The 18,105-nt window shown below is 71.6% G+C and carries 18 protein-coding genes; 7 read left to right on the plus strand and 11 right to left on the minus strand.

What is annotated here, in order from left to right:
* Nucleotides 1-89: 89 nt before the first annotated feature.
* Both ligA and ACIBST_RS34910 read right to left on the minus strand, forming a co-directional pair.
* Nucleotides 90-2,180, minus strand: coding sequence for an NAD-dependent DNA ligase LigA (gene ligA, locus ACIBST_RS34905; RefSeq protein ID WP_397177851.1), 2,091 nt, complete (start codon nt 2,178-2,180; stop codon nt 90-92).
* Nucleotides 2,181-2,774: 594 nt separating this feature from the next.
* Nucleotides 2,775-3,629, minus strand: a complete 855-nt coding sequence (locus ACIBST_RS34910) for an alpha/beta fold hydrolase (RefSeq protein ID WP_397177852.1) — start codon at nt 3,627-3,629, stop codon at nt 2,775-2,777.
* A 149-nt stretch (nt 3,630-3,778) separates the two neighbouring features.
* On the opposite strand from ACIBST_RS34910, the gene ACIBST_RS34915 reads away from it, so the two are divergent.
* From ACIBST_RS34915 to ACIBST_RS34930, 4 genes are read left to right on the plus strand one after another with little or no spacing between them, the layout of a single operon-like run.
* Complete coding sequence (locus ACIBST_RS34915; RefSeq protein ID WP_397177853.1) at nt 3,779-4,312, plus strand: hypothetical protein; 534 nt, start codon at nt 3,779-3,781, stop codon at nt 4,310-4,312.
* Nucleotides 4,313-4,352: 40 nt separating this feature from the next.
* Complete coding sequence (locus tag ACIBST_RS34920; protein ID WP_397177854.1) at nt 4,353-5,360, plus strand: hypothetical protein; 1,008 nt, start codon at nt 4,353-4,355, stop codon at nt 5,358-5,360.
* A 22-nt stretch (nt 5,361-5,382) separates the two neighbouring features.
* Entirely contained in the window at nt 5,383-6,720 is a 1,338-nt protein-coding gene (locus tag ACIBST_RS34925) for a Dyp-type peroxidase (protein ID WP_397177855.1), read from the plus strand.
* A 23-nt stretch (nt 6,721-6,743) separates the two neighbouring features.
* Nucleotides 6,744-7,622 carry a bile acid:sodium symporter gene (locus ACIBST_RS34930; RefSeq protein WP_397177856.1) on the plus strand — a complete coding sequence of 293 codons (879 nt, stop codon included), beginning with the start codon at nt 6,744-6,746 and terminating at the stop codon, nt 7,620-7,622.
* Nucleotides 7,623-7,661: 39 nt separating this feature from the next.
* Here ACIBST_RS34930 and ACIBST_RS34935 read toward each other — a convergent pair whose 3' ends face one another.
* The 8 genes from ACIBST_RS34935 to ACIBST_RS34970 form a co-directional block, all read right to left on the minus strand.
* Nucleotides 7,662-8,474, minus strand: a complete 813-nt coding sequence (locus tag ACIBST_RS34935; RefSeq protein WP_397177857.1) for a class I SAM-dependent methyltransferase — start codon at nt 8,472-8,474, stop codon at nt 7,662-7,664.
* Nucleotides 8,475-8,483: 9 nt separating this feature from the next.
* Complete coding sequence (locus ACIBST_RS34940; protein WP_397177858.1) at nt 8,484-8,939, minus strand: GbsR/MarR family transcriptional regulator; 456 nt, start codon at nt 8,937-8,939, stop codon at nt 8,484-8,486.
* A 33-nt stretch (nt 8,940-8,972) separates the two neighbouring features.
* Nucleotides 8,973-9,902 (minus strand): alpha/beta hydrolase, encoded by a 930-nt coding sequence (locus ACIBST_RS34945; protein ID WP_397177859.1) that lies wholly within the window; start codon nt 9,900-9,902, stop codon nt 8,973-8,975.
* A 124-nt stretch (nt 9,903-10,026) separates the two neighbouring features.
* A complete protein-coding gene (locus ACIBST_RS34950; RefSeq protein ID WP_397177860.1) occupies nt 10,027-10,956 on the minus strand; it encodes a hypothetical protein in 930 nt (309 codons plus the stop codon).
* The gene (locus ACIBST_RS34955; protein ID WP_397177861.1) at nt 10,953-11,777 is read right to left on the minus strand and encodes a hypothetical protein; all 825 of its coding nucleotides are present in this window, start codon (nt 11,775-11,777) and stop codon (nt 10,953-10,955) included. The genes ACIBST_RS34950 and ACIBST_RS34955 overlap by 4 nt, the downstream gene beginning before the upstream one ends.
* Before the next feature lie 156 nt (nt 11,778-11,933).
* Nucleotides 11,934-12,830: a hypothetical protein gene (locus tag ACIBST_RS34960; protein ID WP_397177862.1), complete on the minus strand. Its 897-nt coding sequence runs from the start codon at nt 12,828-12,830 to the stop codon at nt 11,934-11,936.
* 277 nt (nt 12,831-13,107) lie between these two features.
* A complete protein-coding gene (locus tag ACIBST_RS34965; protein WP_397177863.1) occupies nt 13,108-14,031 on the minus strand; it encodes an endonuclease/exonuclease/phosphatase family protein in 924 nt (307 codons plus the stop codon).
* Between the two features lie 76 nt (nt 14,032-14,107).
* Nucleotides 14,108-14,683 (minus strand): TetR/AcrR family transcriptional regulator, encoded by a 576-nt coding sequence (locus tag ACIBST_RS34970; protein WP_397177864.1) that lies wholly within the window; start codon nt 14,681-14,683, stop codon nt 14,108-14,110.
* Nucleotides 14,684-14,746: 63 nt separating this feature from the next.
* On the opposite strand from ACIBST_RS34970, the gene ACIBST_RS34975 reads away from it, so the two are divergent.
* A complete protein-coding gene (locus ACIBST_RS34975; RefSeq protein ID WP_397177865.1) occupies nt 14,747-15,700 on the plus strand; it encodes an SDR family NAD(P)-dependent oxidoreductase in 954 nt (317 codons plus the stop codon).
* 149 nt (nt 15,701-15,849) lie between these two features.
* A complete protein-coding gene (locus ACIBST_RS34980) occupies nt 15,850-16,248 on the plus strand; it encodes a sensor histidine kinase (RefSeq protein ID WP_397177866.1) in 399 nt (132 codons plus the stop codon).
* Here the strand turns inward: ACIBST_RS34980 and ACIBST_RS34985 are convergent.
* Nucleotides 16,245-16,616: a YybH family protein gene (locus ACIBST_RS34985; protein WP_397177867.1), complete on the minus strand. Its 372-nt coding sequence runs from the start codon at nt 16,614-16,616 to the stop codon at nt 16,245-16,247. The two genes, ACIBST_RS34980 and ACIBST_RS34985, sit on opposite strands and share 4 nt — an antisense overlap.
* A gap of 70 nt (nt 16,617-16,686) precedes the next feature.
* On the opposite strand from ACIBST_RS34985, the gene ACIBST_RS34990 reads away from it, so the two are divergent.
* Nucleotides 16,687-18,105, plus strand: coding sequence for a LysR substrate-binding domain-containing protein (locus ACIBST_RS34990; protein WP_397177868.1), 1,419 nt, complete (start codon nt 16,687-16,689; stop codon nt 18,103-18,105).

The raw sequence follows: 18,105 nt of genomic DNA on the forward strand, positions 1-18,105 counted from the left end.
CAGCGGAGTTCCTGGCGTTCTGCCGTTTCGCCCAGACGATGGAGCAGGTGCGCCCAGCCGTCGCTGGTCTCCTCACTTCGACAAGGCGCTCAAAGGAAGGCGCTGACCTGCGTGGCGAACTCCTCTGGCGTGACGATGTGGATTCCGAGCGATTCGGCCTTGGAGCGCTTTGAGCCAGCTTTCTCGCCTGCCACCAACAGTGATGTCTTGGTCGACACACTTGAGGAAGCTCTGCCCCCCGCGCGTTCTATGAGAGCGTTGACCTCGTTGCGCGACAACGCCTCCAGCGGCCCCGACATCGCCCCGGTGACTACCACCGACATCCCAGTCAATGGCAGCCCCTCCCCCGACGCGGCGGACGCCGACGAGGTAGCTGCCAGGGAAGCCAAGCCCGCTTCCGGGATGCCGGGTTCGGTCATGGTGACGCTCGCAGCGACGAGCTTGTCGATCAGCCCGGCCAACTCGGCGAGTTCGGCGACCACGATCGGCGCCTTCTCCGGCCCGATGCCGTCGACCTCCTGCATGGCGGCGGCGTCGGCGGCGCGGATGGCAGCCATGGAGCCGAAGTGGCGGGCGATGCGGCGGCTCATGGAGCGGCCGGTGCCGCGGACGCCGAGGGCGCAGAAGACCCGGTTGAGCGGCTGGGTCTTGGCGCGGTCGAGGGCGGCCAGGAGGTTGTCGGTGCTGGTCTCGCCCATGCGTTCGAGGCCGAGGAGTTGTGCGCGGGTGACGTAGAAGAGGTCGGCGAAGTCGGTGATGAGGCCGGTGTCGAGCATCTGCTTGATGCGGTTTTCTGCCAGGCCCTCGATGTCGAGCTGGTCGCGGCCGGCCGCGTAGCTTATCGAGGCGATGGCCCGGCAGCCGCGCCCGCGCACGCAACGCCAGCGTTCTTGCGAGGTGTCGATGGCGTCGCCGCAGGAGGGACAGACCTGCGGGATCGGGATGGGCCGCTCGTCGCCGGTACGCAGGTGCACCACCGGCGCCTCGACGCGCGGGATGACGTCGCCCGCCTTGTAGACCGTGACGGAGTCGCCGAGCATGAGACCGCGGCGGCCGATGTCGGCGACGTTGTGGAGGGTTGCGTAGGTGACAATCGAGCCGTCGAGCTCGACCGGCTCCAGGACGGCGCGCGGTGCGATGACGCCGGTGCGGCCAGTGTTCCATTCGACGCTGACGAGCTTGGTGATCTTCTCGGTGGCGGGCAGCTTGTAGGCGACCGCCCAGCGCGGCGCGCGTGAGCTGAACCCGGCGTCGACCTGGTCAGCGGCCTGGTCGCACTTGATGACGATGCCATCGATGCCGAACTCGAGGCCGGGGCGGGCGGCAGCGATCTCCTCGACCCTGGTCTGCGCCTCGGCGACGGTAGTGACGACGCGGCCCGCGACCGGAGTGTCGGCGGTGGTGCGCACGCCCTGCGCGGCGACCCAGGCCATGACCTCGCTGTGCGGCCACGCGCGGAGCCCGGCGGCGAGCTCGGAGTCGTCGTCGGGGTAGGGCAGCGCGCCGTACCCGAAGAAGGTCTGCTCGCAGACGTAGGGACGCTCGCGGGTGCGCAGCGAGCCGGCGGCAGCGCTGCGCGGGTTGGCAAAGGTGGTGCCGTCGTGGGCCTGGCGTTTGGCGCACGCCGCCTCGAACTGGGCGGTGGTCATCATGACCTCGCCGCGCAGTTCGATCGTCACCAGGTCGGCGAGCCGGTCGGGCAGGCCGAGGACGGTGCCGATGGCGTGGCTGACGTCTTCGCCACTGACGCCGTCGCCCCTGGTGACGAGCTGGACGAGACGGCCGCGGCGGTAGCGGGCCGAGATGGCGAGCCCGTCGAGCTTGGGTTCGACGGTCCACGCGGTGACCGGGCGGCCGAGACGCCGCTCCAGCGAGGCGGCCCAGTCGAGGAGCTGGTCGGCGCCGAAGACGTTGTCGAGGCTGAGCATCGGGACCAGATGCGGCACGTCGCCAACGACAGCACCGCCCGCGACCTTGCCCGTCGGCGATTGCGACAGCACCTGGTCGGCGTGGTCGCGCTCGTAGGCTTCGATCCCGCGCACCAGGCGGTCGTAGGCGTCGTCGTCGAGCGCGGAGGTGCCATCGGCGTAGTAGGCCGCGGAAGCGTCGAGGGCGAGCTGGACCGCCTCGGCGTAGGCGGTCTCGTCGGCGATCACGGTGATGGGAGGAGCGTCCGTCATGGAAGCCATCATGCCTGGTTACGCCGACAATTCGGCGACTGAGCGGGGTCCGTGGAGATTGTCAAAGAAGCCCTTCTCCAATCGCCCTACCCTGGCATCAGCTCCGGCAGCCGCCTCAGCAGATTGACGAAGGCGGAGATCAACCTCTTAGTTCAGAGAAGGCAAGGCGTCCTCCAGCGTCTCGGCCAAGACGTCGCTGCTGGTGGCGGGGGAGAAGGCCGGCTCCAAGCGGGCCAAGGCCGAAAACCTGGGGGTGCGGATCATGACATCGGAGGAGTTCGCCGAACTCGTCGGCTCCTTCCTTAGCTCCATGAACCGAGCAGGTGCCGTGGAGCCGAGCCGCCACGGCACCTGCTTCGGCCGGCAGCGGTGATGGCGAGTTCGGCGTCGCTGGGCGGTCGGCGCGGCCGTCGTTGGTGCAGGTCCCCGGCTTCGGCGGCCGGTTCTGGGGCTACCAGGCGGTCGACCGGCGCACCGACACCTTCGCCGAGCCCGGCGCGATGTACGGCAACCACCTGGGACCTGACCTGCACGATGCGGCCTGGGCCTGCTGTGAAGGAACCGCAGGCCGAACGAATTTCGTTGGATCACCCGTCAGCCGGCCCTTCGGGCCTGCCCCTCCACTGCTGCGCGGAACGCCGCACCGAACTGGTCTGGCGCTTCCAGCCATGGATGGTGTCCCGCGTCGGGAACGATGACGACCTCGCAGTCGAGGCGTGTTCCGAGACGTCGCAGGGCATCAGCGGGGCGGCTGTCGCCGCCCCCGCCGATGATCACCGCGCCGGGCGGCAGGTGCTCGCGCAGTTCGTCCACGTGCGATTCGAGCGGGTCGGCCTTCTTCGCTGCGTTGAGCTGGGCGTTCATCGCGTAGTTGACGGGCCGCAGCGTGCGGGCCGATGACAGCGCCCAATCCCATGCCCGGGTCCGGTCGGCGTGGTCGGTCGACCACGACAGGGTGAGGTACTCGATCTCCTCGGCGTCCGTGCGCGCTTCGATCGCGTCGAGTTCGTCGAGCCTGGTCTGCTGCTCGCCAGTGCGTCGTGCTCGCTGTGCTGCTCGGTCGGCGTCCCGCCAAGGATCCAGGAAGGGCCCGGCGATCTGGATCAGTCCGGCCACGCGCTCGGGATGGGCCAGCAGGAAGTAGCCGGCCAAATTGGTTCCGTACGAGTGACCCACCAGAACGACCCGGTCGTGTCCCCACGCATCGAGCAACGACGCCAGGTCGTCAACGTGGCGAGCGATCGTGTGCTCTCCCTCCCAGCGCGATCCGCCGACGCCGCGCTGGTCGTAGCGGTGGACCAGGCACAGGTCGTCGATGATGCCGGCGACCGGGGCGAGATAGTCGGGGACTCCCGGACCGCCGTGCAACATGACCACGGGAAATCTCTGAGGGATCGCCGAGCCCGTGGTCCACGTGCGTAGCCGCGTACCGTCAGCCAACTCGATCATGGGCGTGAGTGTAAGGCAGCAGGGGCCGGTGGACCCCGTCCGGGGGCGCCGCCACCAGGAACTTCCAGGCGGCATCCCGTATGGGACAATAGGGCAGGTCAGGCTGCTTCATCCTTCCCCCTCGAACAGAACGTTGGAGAGGGACGGCTATGGAGATCAAGCCGAAGGCGGTCGCCATCCCCAAGGACACCGACCACCTGGAGCAGGGCAAGTACGGCCCCATCTACCCGCGGACCCCGGCGTGTTACGGGTTCACCATCATCGCCGACATCAAGCCCGGCCGGGCGGAGGCGATCCGTGACCACGGCCACGTGCTGGCCAGGGCGCTGGAGGACGACCCGCACCTGCTCGCGCCCCTGAAACTGCACTATCTGCGCTGGGTGCTCTTCGACGACGACACCCGCTTCATGTACCAGGGGATCTTCGACACCGACTTCGACAAGTACACCGAGGACGCCGTCGCGCTGTTCAGCAAGGTGGGGGTGAGCACGGTCTTCGAGAACCTCGTGGGGTTCCCCGAGGACTGGAAGAGCAACCCCGAGGCGTTCGTCAGGTACGTGCGCGAGCACCAGTGCCCGAGCTTCATCGAGTACGGCGAGTACCCCTACGTCAGCGCCGACGAGATCAAGAAGGCCCTGCGGATCAAGAGCGCCCTGTCGGAGATGCTCGACCAGCTGCAGTGACATCGACCAGCGCCTTGCGGAGTTCGACATGACCCAGTCCATGACCGCGCGAACCTACAACCAGAACCATGTGCCGCGACCGTACACCTCCGGCCGGCGCCGGTTGAGCATCTACGTCGCGTGGAGCTATCCCGCCGAGGCCGGCGCGGACGTGACCCGCCTGGACGACCGGTTCTCCACGATGACCGAAGTCCGGCGCGTGCAGTGGCCGGCGTACGAGGACCCGCAGTGGTCGGATCCGCTGCGCTTCCAGCAGGGCATCGCGGGCGGGCTGGAGCTGTTCTTCTGGGGCTGGCTGCCCTTCCAGCAGTTCGTCGAGGAGAGGACCGGATTCCAGGTCCCCGTGTACCAGCGCGTCGACCAGGCGGGCTTCCACACCCCGCTGGACGAGCGGGTGCTGGCCGACACCGACACCCTGTTCGTCTGGGGGCTGGACCACATGATCACCGGGCAGGACGCCACGCCCGCGGAGATCGAGGCGCTGCGTGACTGGCTCACCCGTGAAGGGACCTGCCTGGCCCTGGGGCCGCATCACGACGTCGGCGCGTCGGACGACATGACGGTCCGCGACCTGGAATATCACCATCACGGCGACGCGCTGGTGCCCCGCAGGCAACGCTTCGGCAGGTACACCCGTTCGCTGATCGAAGGGCTGGGGATACCGGTCGAGAACCGTTACGGCCTGCGTCCCGCCGTGACGGACGTGGGCAAGAGCGCCCCGCTGTCGATCGCCGGGGACCTGGACACCAAGGGGTGGCTGAGAGGGGTCTCCAGCTTCAACTTCCACATGCACCTGCCCCACTACGCCGTGACCACCGACGACCCGGACGTCATCCATGTGCTGGGCAGGCAGCCGATCGACATGTCCAGGCCGCCGCACCCGTTCACCGAGGCGGGCAACACCGAGTTCAACATGTTCCTGTGGATGCCGCCCGCCGGCGACCGGGCGGGGGACGTCATCTTCGCCGACACCACGATCTTCAGTTCGCTGTTCGGGGTCGACGAGAGCCTGCGCACGTTCTGGAACAACCTCCTCTCGGCGAAGTAGGACGACGGGAAGGCGGATTCCGGTGAGCGAGCGCAGCCACGCCCAGGTCGAGCTCGACCTCGGCGACATCCAGCGCGGGGTTCTCAGCCCCAGGCCGACGCCGTACGCGGCGACCTACATCCTGTTCCGCATCGACGACCGCGATCAGGGGCGGGAGCTGATGCGGCGCGTGAGCGCCGTGGTGACCTCGGCCGCCGACGTGGTCAGCCCGCTGGGCGAGACCTGGGTCAGCGTCGCGCTCACCTACCACGGCCTCAGGGCGCTCGGCCTTCGGCAGGAGTGGCTGGACACCTTCGCCTGGGAGTTCCGGCAGGGCATGGCGGCACGGGCCGGCGCGCTGGGCGACGTCGGCGAGAGCAGCCCCGAGAACTGGGAGTCCCCGCTCGGCACGTCTGACGTCCACGTGGTCCTGGTGGCGCTCGCACCCGACAGCGCACGGCTGGAGGCCGCCGTCGACCGCGCCCGGACCGCCTACGACGCGCTTCCCGGTGTGACGGCGATCTGGCGGCAGAACTGCCACGCGCTGCCCACCGAGACCGAACCCTTCGGCTACCGCGACGGCATCAGCCATCCCGCCATCGAGGGCAGCGGCACGGCCGGGTCCAACACGCTGGAGACGCCGCTCAAGGCCGGCGAGTTCGTGCTCGGCCACCCCGACGAGCTCGGCGGCGTCCAGACCACTCAGCCCGATGTGCTGGGACGCAACGGCAGCTACGTGGCCTTCCGCAAGCTCCACCAGCGCGTCGGCGCCTTCCGGCGCTTCCTCAGGGACAACGCCACCGGCCCCGAGGACGAGGAACTGCTGGCGGCGAAGATCATGGGCCGCTGGCGCAGCGGCGCGCCCCTGGCCCTCAGCCCGGCGCACGACGATCCCCGCCTCGACGCCGACCCGTACCGCAACAGCTTCCTCTACCAACAGGACGACCCGGCGGGACTCATCACGCCCCGCGGCAGCCACATCCGCCGCGGCAACCCCCGGGACGCGGAGGTGGCCGGGGTGCCCAGGCTGCACCGGATGATCAGGCGAGGCACCGTGTACGGCCCGCCGCTGCCCGATGGCGTGCTGGAGGACGACGGCGCCGACCGGGGGTTGATGTTCGCCTTCGTCGGGGCCCATCTCGGGCGGCAGTTCGAGTTCGTCCAGTCCGAATGGATGAACGACGGCGTCTTCTTCGGCGCGGGGGACGAGAAGGACCCCGTCGTCGGCTCCGCCGACGGCTCCGGTGATTTCACCATCCCCCGGCGTCCCGTACGGCGGCGCCTGTGCTCGCTGCCGCGCTTCGTCGTCACGCGCGGCGGCGAATACTGCTTCATGCCCGGATTGACCGCGCTGCGCTGGCTCGGCGACCTCTCAGACTGACCAAGCCGACGCCAGGAGCCGACATGAACGCGCTGCACCTGCTGTTCAACGCCATCACGATCGCCTTCATCGCGGCCACCATGTTCGCCGCCGGCCTCGGGACGACGCTGCCGGCCCTGCGCGCCGTCCTGACGAACGTCGTGCTGCTCGTGCTCGTGCTCCTGGCCAACCTGGTGGTCGTCCCGCTCCTCGGCTGGGGCGTGGCCGCGCTGTTCGGCCTGCCCGCGGCGGCCTCCGTCGCGCTGCTGCTGATCGCGTCCTCACCCGGCGGGCCGTTCGGCGCGAAACTCGGCATGGTGCAGAACGGCGACGTGGTCGCGGGCGCGGCCATGCAGGTGCTGCTGGCCGCCGTCGGCAGCATCACCTTCGGACCGACCGCGAACGTCCTGCTCAAGGCGGCGGCTGTGGGCGGCGGAGTCGCGCTCGACGTCCCGGCGCTGATGCTGACCGTGGCGGTGCTCCAGCTCGTGCCGTTCGCCGTCGGGCTGGTCGTCCGCCACTACGCGCCGTCCACAGCGCTGTCCTGGCATCCGGTGGCCGCCGGGACGTCGAACGTGACCTTCCTCATCGTGCTGGTGGGCATGCTCGCCGGCAACTGGCGCGATGTCGTCGCGCTGATCGGCTCACTGAGCCTGCTGGCCGGCTTCGTCTTCTCCGCCGTCGCCTTCGCGCTGGGCGCGGCCCTCGCCACCGGAGCCCCGGCACGCCGCACCACCATGGGCTCGGTCGCGGCGGTGCGCAACGCGGGACCGGCACTCGCCGCCGTCGGGCTCGCCTTCGGCAACGAGCCGGCCATCCTCGGAGCGCTGGCCGCCGTACTGCTGAGCGGCCTGGCCGCCGCCGTACCCATCGCGGCGGTCCTGAGCCGTGGCCGCGCGGCACATCTGCGTGAAGACGGGTAGCCGGCACGCCCGGGGACCGCTCACTCCGTCATCGGAGCGTCAGAACCGGTAGCGGAGGATGCGCGCCCCTTGCCGCGACAGCGCCGTGCTGCGGGCGGTGAGACGGGTGAGCGCGCGGAGGGGCTGCGGGAACAGGGCTGTCTCCGGTGCGCGGGTGAGGATCTGCTCCTCGATCAGTTCGAGGCCGGCGCCCCAGGACTCCGGCTCGTGTGGGTCGTCGAAGCCCTGGGCGGCCTTGATGCCGAGCGCCTTGATGGTCGGGTGGTACTTCATGGCCCAGGCGGCGAAGCGGGTGTAGCCGTTGAGCGCGAGCTCGCCCGAAGGGAAGTGGCCGGCCAGCGCGCGGGTCATCGTCTGGAAGGAGTCGCCGGGCATGAAGGGGAGCAGCCCCTCGGCGACGATCATCGCCGGCCGGTCACCGGGGATGGCCGTGAGCCAGTCGGAGCGGGTGAGGTCGGCTCCGACCAGGTGGGAACGGCCGGGCAGGCATTCGGCCCGCAGGCGCACCACTTCCGGGAAGTCGATGTCGTACCAGTCGACGCCGGGCGGCGGATCACAGCGAGACATCCTGGTGTCCAGGCCGCAGCCCAGGTCGAGGACCACGCATCCAGGATGGGCGGCGACGTAGGCGCGGACGACGCCGTCGAGCTTCTTGGCGCGCAGCGCCGTGGTGAGGACGAGGCTGGGCTTGACCTCCAGCCTGCCGAAGTCGTAGTCGATGGTGTCGGCCAGGTCGGCGGAGCGCGTGTCACCGAGGATGGGGGTGGGCTGCCGGGCGTCCAGGGCTCTGGCGTGGAGAGTGAGCAGCAGCGTTTCCTGGATCAGCCCTAGCTTGGGTTGCCGGCGGTGCATGGGGGTTCCTTAACGGCGTAGCGGATGACGGGCCGCGAGGTTCTGCAGCCAGGTCAGGGAGTCGTGGGCGGCCTTGATGCGTTCGGTGCGGTGCCCGTCGCCGCCGGCGAGGTCGACGCCTTCGTCGGCGATCTCGCCGAAGGCGCTCAGGCTTTCGAGCTTGCGCTGGATGACCTTCTGCCAGGCGTCGTCTTCGATGCGGTAGTAGGAGACGCGATCGCCGGGCCTTCTCACCTTCTTGACCAGGCCGATGGCCGTGAGGAAGCGCATGTTCGAGGTGAGCGAGGCCCGGCTGGCCTGGATGACGTCCGCGATCTGCCCGGCGGACTGCTCGGCCGGATCGCAGATCATGAGCCAGCCGAGGATGCGTCCGGTGATGGGCGGCAACCCCCACTCCTCGACGCAGAACGTCGCCACCCGTTCCACCCAGCGCAGCAGCCGGTCCTGCTGGTCCTCAGCGCTCATCGTCGCATCCTCCGTCGTTGATCGTGTGCCGGTTCACTGTGTCATGGCGGCCACCGACTCGTAGGTGGGTGTCGGGGTGATGTCGGCGAGCCGGGTCCTGCGCAGGTGGAGGTCGAACCACTCGATCGCGAGCGCCGTCGCCTCCTCCAGGCCCGGGCCGGTGTAGAGGCCGAGCACGTCGTAGGGCAGCACCGCGAGCCGCTTGGGCTCGCCCGCCCTGGCGAAGGCGCTCTGCGCCTCCTCAAGCATGTGGTACGGGTCCCAGCCGCCGTTGGCGATCATCAGCAGCGGCGTCGGCGCGAGCCGGTGGATGAGGTTCTCCGGGGCGAAGGTGAGCAGGTGCTCGGCCGAGTCGAGGGTCTTCTCGTTGCGGTAGGTGGGAAACAGGCGGGTCGACATGTCCGGGGTGTCCTTCACGCTGTCGCCCTCCAGCGTCAGGTGCGGCACGCGGGCGCTCTGCCCGCCCTCGTAGCGCCGCTGCCAGTCCTGCTGCAGTCGGTCGCGCAGCGCGTGGACACCGGCGCGGCCCAGGAGGCGTTCCATGTACCGCCATCCGTTCCACACGCTGGGGCTCTGCACGACGACGCACTTGATGCGCCGATCGAGCACGGCGGCCTGGGCCGCCACCGAGCCGCCGATGCTCACCCCCCACACCCCGATCCGCTCCGGCTGCACCTCGGTACGGGTCTGCAGGTAGGACACGGCGCTGCGGAAGTCCTCCACCTGCCGTTCCGGGTGGTCCAGGCCGCGCGGCTCGCCTTCGCTGGAGCCGACGGTGCGGTAGTCGATGGCCAGCACCGCGAAGCCGGCCTTGACGAAGTAGGGCGCGAAGAACGCCAGCGCCTCCTTGACCATCACGCCGCTGTGCCCGAGCACCAGCCCGGGGACCGGGTCGCCCGTCTCGGGCAGGTAGAGATCGCCCGCGCAGCGGGTGCCGAGGCTGTTGAAGGTCACGTGTTCCATGGCTTGCTCCATGCTTGTTGCTAGTTATTTCAAACATGACTGAAATAGCTAGCAATGTCAATCCGGAAGGCCGTAGAGGGAGAAGGCGGCGCACCGCCTCGTCGCCCCCTGCCGTGGCGGGCGATCAGGGCGGGCAGTCGGGGGGCAGCCGGAAGACGCCGAACTCCAGGCGCAGCGAGTCGTCGGCGGGCAGGGCGATCGCCCGCGCCGACAGGTCGGACATCCAGCAGGCGGGCAGGAGGAAGTACCGCTGGTTGGAGTTGATCAGCAGGCGCAGGCCGGTGTAGCGGTAGCGGTACATCGCGCCGGGGTCGGGCAGGGCGGTCTCGGTGATGCCCGGCCCCTCCAGGTTCAGGCGCCGGGCCGCGTAGACCACCGTGCTCGGCAGCCTGCGCATGTCGGCCAGCGTCCGGTCGGCCTCCCGCGCGCCGCGTGACTGCGCGAAGAGAGTGATCCCCCACAGCAGCAGGAACAGCAGCAGCGCCGTGCAGAGCGTGCGCCGGACGAGCTGGTCGGTGGCGGAGGGCGTGGGACGCCGGTCGAGCCGCTGCCGCAGGGAGGCGCCGTAGACGAGCAGGAAGACGCCCAGGCCCAGGCAGAGCGGCATGGCGTAGGGCGGCAGCGGCCGCCATCCGGCCAGGCTCGCGATGCCCAGCGCGGCCCCCGCCACCCCCAGGACGGCCATGACCCGGACCGCCCACCTGGCGAAGGAACGATGCCGCTCGGCGGACCGGGTCAGCCACGCGTGCGCCGGCGGCGCGACCAGGGCCGTCACCAGCACGAGGATCAGCGGCTCGGCCGCCAGCGTGACGCTGCGCAGCGCGTAGTCCTGCAGGGACAGGCCCAGCATGCTCTGGTCCACGCCGAGGCGGGCGTACATGGTGTTGGTACGGACCGCCCCGAAGTACACCATGATGGCGGCGATGAAGGTGGTCGGCGTCACGACGTGGGCGAGGATCCGCCACAGGCGGGACACGTCCTGGCCGGCGCCGCCGCCGTCGTCAGCGTCGGCCGCGTCGTCCGGGGGGTCGGCGGCGGGCGGTGGGGCGGTCACGACGGGGCCGGCGCCGGGCCGGTGTCCTCCGGCGGCGGCCCGGTCCCGCCGCCGGTGTCCGGTGGCTCGCCGGGCTCGGTGCCGGGCGCTCCGGGGGACGGCTCGCCCGGCGAAGTCCCGGCGGGCTCCGACGGCTGCGACGGCTCCGGCGAAGGCTCGGACGTGGGCCCCGACGTGGACTGGGACGGAGGCTGCGAGGAGCCGGGGGAGGCGGTGAGCGTCGCGCACTCCGGGAGGGTCTGCGTGCCGGACACCACCGCGCACGCGTTCCTGAGGTAGCCGTCCGGGACCTGGCCGCCCTCCCGCTCGATGCGGGCGATGACCTGCCGGACCCTGTCGCCCTCGCCCAGCGCGGCGGCGCTGACCAGTTCCGCCTGGTCGAGCATGCCGAGCACCGGCCGCCGCATCTGTTCGGGAACGGCCCCGCGGAGACTGTTGGCGGCGTCGGCCCGTTTGATCGCCTCGCTCCATTGCCCGCTGTTCGCCTTGATCACCGCGCCGCAGGCGTCGGCCACCGCCTTCTCGCTGTCGGAGCTGCGGGGGTCGGCGGCCACCGTGTCGATCTTCTGCGCCGCCGGTCCGGCGAAGTCGCGGTCCTGGAGGATCTTCTGGCAGTCCAGTCCGACCTGCATGGTGGGGTCGGGCAGGTCGCCGGCGTCGTCGGGGACGATCTGGGCGTCCGGCGTGATGACCGGCCGGGCCTGCTTGGGCGCGCTGGGCCCGGCGCCGCCCGCTCCCGAGCCGTCCGGGCCGCTGCCGTCGCCGCAACCGCCGGTCAGCGTCACGGCGGCGAGCACCGTCACCACCGCTCGCCAGGACATTCCCACCGTTCCCCCGAATGCGTCGCGACCTGCCGGAAACAGGTCATACCGCTGCCAGGCGGACGCCACTCTCGGGACGACCCGAAGCTGGGGAATCCTTTGTCCGGGATCGAGGGGAAGGCGGCCGGGCCGGAACGACCGGCCCGGCCGGGTGCGTCAGGCGGGCGGCACCGCGCCGTTCTTGGAGACGGGCACGGCGAGCTGCGAGGCGCCGCTGAGCCGCAGCTCCTCGGCGGGCAGGTTCGCCAGCACCGGGTTCAGGTGCTTCAGCGTCAGCGGCACGATGGGTGTCGCCGGGCTGGAGACGTCGAACTTCTCCAGGTCGATCCAGCGGACGAGGGCGAACACGTCCGCCGGGATCTGGTCGCCGCTCTTCTGCACCGGGACGCAGAGCTGACGGGCGGCGCCCACCTGCACGGTCCTGGGCGGGATCTGGTTGACCAGGACGGGGTTGAGCTGCGTGAGGTTCAGCGCCTTGTTCATCGACGGGTTCGGCGTGTGCGCGTAGCACAGCAGGTCGATGTGCGAGACGACGTTCAGCACCTCCGGCGGCGGGACGACCCCGTTCTTGCTGACCGGCACGCACAGCTGCTGGGGCGAGGTGAGCGTGACGCTGAGGCCGGGCAGCCCCTGCAGGACGGGGTTGAGGTGGCGCAGCGACAGCGGCAGGTTGATCTGCGGGCCGCTCACCCGGTAGCAGGACAGGTCGACGAACCTGACGAAGTCGAGCGCGGGCGACGGCGGGATGACGTTGTTCTTGGCCACCGGCACGCAGACCTGCTCACGCGGGCCGAGCGTGACCTGCACGGGCGGCTGGTTGGCCAGCACCGGGTTGATGTGCCGCAGCGACAGCGCGACGGCCGGCGGCTGGTACGTCGTGGTCTTGAAGCAGTCGAGGTCGAGGCTCGACACGAGCTCCTTGGCCGTCGGCAGCGCCAGGGCCCCGGCCGGGGTCGCGACGAGGAAGGCGGCGGCGAACACGGCCAGACCAGCGGATAAGAGACGTCTTACCGCGGTCGTGGCGTGACGATGGGGGGCGGGTCTTCCGTTCATCCATCCTCCTGGGGGGCGATCGTGCCTCGACTGTGCGCCCGCGCGACCTGCCCGACAAGGTGGGTGGCCGCTGTTTGACAGGGGATTGTCAGCGGGGTCCGGGCGTTCACGCGATCTTCGGGTGGCGGCTCCGGGGGCGTCCCGTCCAGGGCGGGCGCGCGTCACCCGGCCGCGGTGAAGTGACGCGCATGTATCGCAAAGCTCTCCCCGCCCTCCTGGCGGTCGCGTCGCTGCTGGTCCGGCCGGGGCGGTGAGCGTCGGAGGGACGGGCCGAGGCTCACGACAGGGTGACGGTCCCCACCAGCACGCGGTGGTCGGAGCACAGGCCGCCCGGGTTGCCGGCGCACGTGGTCGCGGGGGCGAGCGAGTCGGCCGCGTAGGCGCCGCTGATCCGGTCGGCCCTGGCGAAGATCATGTCGAGCTTCGTGCCCGAGCCGCAGGGGCCCTTGCCGTCCGGCGTGCTGACGGTCAGCTCGCCGTAGCCGGGGCAGTTGCCGGCGTCGGCGTCGTCGAGCTCGTGGTAGCGGCCGGTGTTGCCGCCGTTGTTGGCGGTGTTCACGGTGGGGGAGTAGTAGCCGTTCAGGCGGGCGGCGTCGGGCGGCAGGTTGAAGTCGCCCGCGACGACCACCGTGCCACCGGCCGCGTGGTACGCCTCCAGCCTGGTCAGCACGGCGTCGAGCTGGGCGGCGCGGTAGGCGTCCACGTAGGTGGTGTGCGTGACGCAGAACCGCAGGGCGGGGCGGGACTGCAAGGGGGCGCAGATCATCTTGCGCTGCTCGGTCTTGCCGTCGTCGGGCAGGGTGATCCGCTCGGCGGCCCCCAGGGGCTGCTTGCTGAACAGGGCGTTGCCGTACTCGCCGCCGCCGCACGGGCCGCCCGCCATGGCGGGGTAGGTGGCGACGAACCGGGCGAAGTTGCCGCCGTCAGCGGGCCAGCCGGCCTCCCGCAGGCCGGTGACCAGCGCCTGGTACTGGCTCGCGCACAGCTCGTTGAACGAGACGAGGGTCGCGCCCCGCGCCACGATCGAGCTCACGGCGGCCCGGACCATGCTGTTGCCGGTCGAGCCGTGGTTGAGCGTGTTGCCGGCCGCGTTCCAGTGCCAGACGGTGACGGGCGTGGCCGCACGGGCCGGGCCGGGCACGGCCGAGACGGCCAGCATCGACGAGACGATCACAGCGGCCAGGCGCCTGGGAAACCTCACGGGCTCGCTCCCCGAAGTCGATGATCAGTGACGTACAGCGGACCAGAGCCGGGTCCGCCGCGTCAACGCCCCGCCGTCAGGCGCGCTCGGACCAGCCGGACTCCAGGAGGTCGAAGACGGCGTCGAGGGCGGCCCGCGGGTCGGGCTCGGCGCCGGCCAGCTCGGGGATCTCCAGCACGTAGCGGGCCAGCGCGCGCACGGTCATGTCGGCGGCGTCGCGCCCGGTCTCGGCCGCGATCGCCTCGGCCAGCGGGCCCTCGGCGGCGATCCAGAGGCGGCGCGAGTACTCCCGCAGGGCGGGCGTGCCCACGATCAGGTCGCGTTTGCGCCGCTGCTCGGGCGGCAGGTCGCCGGCGAACGGCCCCCGCTCGGCCAGGCACTTCCGCAGGGCCGCCAGCACGCTCTGCCCGGCGGGCCGCTCGCGGACGGCGGCGGCCAGCCAGACGTGCCGCTCGTCGCCGTCGTCGAAGATCAGCGCGTCTTTGCCGTCGGGCACGTGCGCGAACAGGGTGGCGATGGAGACGTCGGCCTCGTCGGCGACCCGGGCGACGGTGACGCCGTCGTAGCCGTGCTCGGCGAACAGCCGCACCGCGGCCTCGGCCAGGGCCTTGCGGGTCTGCGCCTTCTTGCGTTCGCGGCGTCCTGTCGTCATGCTCTCATCCTAGCAAAAACTAGAATGATTCTGAATTCATAGCGACTATAGAAAAGAGCCCCCGTGTCCTCTCCCTCCGCGCCCTGGGACGTCCGGCGCCTGCCGTCCGCACCGGGCAGGCACTTCCTGGTCACCGGCGGCAACGCCGGCATCGGCTACTTCGTGGCCGAGCAGCTCGCCGGCACCGGCGCCACCGTGATCCTGGGCAGCCGCGACCCCGCCAGGGCGGAGGCCGCCGCGCTGTCCGTCCGCGGCCGGGTGCCGGGCGCGCGCGTCCGGCACGTGCCGCTCGACCTGGCCGACCTCGCCTCGATCGGGCCCGCCGTCGCGGCGCTGCGGCTGCCGAGCCTGGACGCCGTCGTGTGCAACGCCGGCGTGCTGCTCGACCACCCGCCGCGGCGCGAGACGAAGGACGGCCACGAGCTGATGTTCGCCACCAACCATCTGGGCCACTTCGCGCTGGTCGCGCACCTGGCGCCGCTGCTGGCCGCCGCCCCCGCCGCCCGCATCGTGACCACCGGCAGCCTCACCGCCAGGTCCGAGACCCTGGACCTGGACGACCTGCAGAGCCGCGGCGACCTCCGGCCCAAGCGGGTGTACGCGCGCTCGAAGCTGGCGCAGATGCTCTTCGGCTTCGAGCTGGACCGCCGCCTGCGCGCCGCGGGCGCCACCACGGCGAGCGTGGTCACCCATCCCGGCGGCGCGCTCGACTCCCTGACGCCCTCGCGGCCGGTCCGGCCGCGCACCGCCGGCGAGCGGCTGCGCGGCCTGCCCGCCGGGCTGCTGCTGCAGGGCAAGGAGGCCGCGGCGTGGCCGGCGGTGCGGGCCGTGCTGGATCCCTCGGTACGCGGCGGCGAGCTGTGGGGGCCCAGGGTGCTGGGGATGCGCGGCCTGCCGGCCCGCGAACCGGTGCGCGGGCACATGGCCGACCCCGAGCTCGCGGCCCGCCTGTGGGCCGCCAGCGCCGCCCTGACCGGCCTGGACCCCTTCGCAGCCGGCGGCACGCCCGCCGGCTGACCGGCGGGCCGTCGGCGCTGCGGTGCTACGCTTCGACGATCGTGCCCGGGTGAGGGCTCAACGACGGCTCAACACAGGCTCAACGCCCCGGTCGCCATGCTCAGGGCAGTCCCACCCGTCCAAGGGGAAGGGCGTCCGGAGGAGATGCGATGACGGGCATCATGGACAAGGCCGGGCCGGCTCTGGCCGGCGAGCTGGAGAGCCTGTGCGGCCGGTGGTCCGAGCGCACGGGGATCGCCGTGGAGGTCTGGGCGCTGCCCGCCGGTCCCGTGGCGGCGGCGTGGCGGCGGGCCGTGCTGGCGGTCGCCGAAGAGGCGCTGGGCAACGTCGAGGCCCACAGCGGCGCGAGCACCGCCTCGCTCGCCGTGACCGCCGGGCCCCAGGGCCTGCGCCTGACGATCAGCGACAACGGCCGCGGCTTCGCCTCCGCGGCCCCGGGCGGCGGCGTCGGCCGGATGCGCGCGGCGTTCGCCGGGCTGGGCGGGCGCCTGTCGGTGCGCGGCGTGCCCGGCGAGGGCACCACCGTCAGCGCCGCCGTCCCGGCCTAGGCGCGCTCGCCGGGCTGGACGAACTCGGGCTGGTCGAGGACGCGCAGCCAGCTCCCGTCGGGCTGGCGCCGCACGACCTGGGCGCGGGCGCCCGAGCCGTCCTTGGGCGGGGTCGAGGTGAGGGCGAGGTCGCCGCTGACCAGCGTCGGCAGCGGCTGCTCCGGCTCGAAGCGTGGACGGCCGGCCAGCACCTTCTCCCACAGCTCCTGGATGGCGGCCCGTCCGACGGTCCGGCTGCCGGGCGGGTAGGCGAGCACGGCGTCCTCCTCGTAGAGCGCGGCGACGCCGGCCGCGTCGCCGGCGTTGGACCGCTCGACGAACAGGCGGGTGATGTCCTCGGGCCGCATGGCCTTCTCGTATGTGGTCATGGTGCCAGCCTGCCGTCCTGCACGCCAGAAGTCCAACAGATGATTGTGATGGGTTGTACAATCTGAGGTTATGGAACTGAGGCAGCTGGAGTACTTCGTCGCGGTGGCCGAGGAGCGCAGTTTCACCCGCGCGGCCGAGCGGGTGCACATCAGCCAGTCGGGCGTCAGCGCCCAGATCCGGCAGCTCGAACGCGAGCTCGGCGCCGAGCTGTTCGACCGGTCGGCGCGGGTGGCCACGCTCACCGTCGCGGGCAAGGCGGCGCTCGAACACGCCCGCGCCGCGCTGGCCGCCGCCGGTGCGGTGGGTCAGGCGGTGGGCGAGGTGACCGACCTCATCCGCGGCACGCTGACGGTCGGCATGGTGCTCGGCTGCACGATCACGCCCCTGTTCGACGCGCTGGCCGCCTTCCGCCGGGCGCATCCGGGCGTGGAGCTGACCATGCTGGAGGACAACTCCGACAAGCTGGTCGAGGGGGTCCGTGGCGGCGCGCTCGACCTGGCGCTCATCGGCGCCGCGAACGCCGTCCCCGAGGGCCTGGAGTCGTTGACGATCGTCAGCGAGCGGCTGGTCGCGGCCGTCCCGCCGGAGCATCCGCTGGCCGGTCGGGGGCGACTCGCGCTGCGCGACCTGGGCGAGCACGCGATCGTGTGCATGCCGCGCGGCACGGGGCTGCGGGCGGTGTTCGACGAGGCGTGCGCGGCCCAGGGGGTGCGGCCGGCGATCGCGTTGCAGGCCGGCGCCGCCGACGCCATCGCGGGCCTGGCCGTCCGCGGCCTCGGGGTGGCGATACTCAGCGAGTCGATGGCCGCGCCGCACCGCGACCGGCTCACCGCGCTGCTCATCGACGACGTGCGGGCGCCCGCGCTGCTCGCGCTGGTCTGGCGGGAGGGCGGCGGCCCGGCGGTGCGGGCGCTGGTGCCGCACGCCCGCCGCGCGTTCGCCGGCGGCCCGGACGGCCTCGACGCCCCCGACGCCCCCGACGGCCGTCAGGTTTCCCTTGACACGGCGGGCCGTCAAGGACAGGCTGACAGCATGACGACACACAGCAGGAGCGCCCACGAGGCGGCGCCCGTCGGTCGGCCGGTGACGAGATGCTCGTTCTGCGGCAAGTCGCAGGAGGAGGTCAGGAAGGTCGTCGCGGGCCCCGGCGTCTACATCTGCGACGCCTGCGTCGACCTGAGCCACCAGATCGTCCAGGACGAGCTCCGCAAGGAGAGCCAGGAGGGCGAGGCCGCGCCGGACGGCACGTCGCACCCCCACTCGGGCCCCGACCCGGCCGACAGGTACGTCACCGGCATGTCCGACGACGACGTGCTGGCCGCCCTGCCCCGCCAGGCGCTCACCCTCGAACAGGCCGAGCGCGACCTGCGCGCCTGGGTGGGCATCCTGCGCGACCGCAACGTGACGTGGGCCAGGATCGGCGAGGCCCTCGGCATCACCCGCCAGGCGGCGTGGGACCGGTTCGCCGCCGACGTCGAATCCCGATGA

It is taken from the genome of Nonomuraea sp. NPDC049684, from assembly GCF_044465345.1.
GTDB lineage: Bacteria > Actinomycetota > Actinomycetes > Streptosporangiales > Streptosporangiaceae > Nonomuraea.

Coding starts and splice junctions, on each gene's coding strand:
- ACIBST_RS34945 (WP_397177859.1), bottom strand. CDS start 9,902: ATGGAACACGTGACCTTCAACAGCCTCGGCACCCGCTGCGCGGGCGAT.
- ACIBST_RS34970 (WP_397177864.1), bottom strand. CDS start 14,683: ATGACGACAGGACGCCGCGAACGCAAGAAGGCGCAGACCCGCAAGGCC.
- ACIBST_RS34990 (WP_397177868.1), top strand. CDS start 16,687: ATGGAACTGAGGCAGCTGGAGTACTTCGTCGCGGTGGCCGAGGAGCGC.
- ACIBST_RS34960 (WP_397177862.1), bottom strand. CDS start 12,830: ATGAACGGAAGACCCGCCCCCCATCGTCACGCCACGACCGCGGTAAGA.
- ligA (WP_397177851.1), bottom strand. CDS start 2,180: ATGACGGACGCTCCTCCCATCACCGTGATCGCCGACGAGACCGCCTAC.
- ACIBST_RS34985 (WP_397177867.1), bottom strand. CDS start 16,616: ATGACCACATACGAGAAGGCCATGCGGCCCGAGGACATCACCCGCCTG.
- ACIBST_RS34940 (WP_397177858.1), bottom strand. CDS start 8,939: ATGAGCGCTGAGGACCAGCAGGACCGGCTGCTGCGCTGGGTGGAACGG.
- ACIBST_RS34920 (WP_397177854.1), top strand. CDS start 4,353: ATGACCGCGCGAACCTACAACCAGAACCATGTGCCGCGACCGTACACC.
- ACIBST_RS34955 (WP_397177861.1), bottom strand. CDS start 11,777: ATGTCCTGGCGAGCGGTGGTGACGGTGCTCGCCGCCGTGACGCTGACC.
- ACIBST_RS34930 (WP_397177856.1), top strand. CDS start 6,744: ATGAACGCGCTGCACCTGCTGTTCAACGCCATCACGATCGCCTTCATC.
- ACIBST_RS34910 (WP_397177852.1), bottom strand. CDS start 3,629: ATGATCGAGTTGGCTGACGGTACGCGGCTACGCACGTGGACCACGGGC.
- ACIBST_RS34980 (WP_397177866.1), top strand. CDS start 15,850: ATGACGGGCATCATGGACAAGGCCGGGCCGGCTCTGGCCGGCGAGCTG.
- ACIBST_RS34915 (WP_397177853.1), top strand. CDS start 3,779: ATGGAGATCAAGCCGAAGGCGGTCGCCATCCCCAAGGACACCGACCAC.
- ACIBST_RS34935 (WP_397177857.1), bottom strand. CDS start 8,474: ATGCACCGCCGGCAACCCAAGCTAGGGCTGATCCAGGAAACGCTGCTG.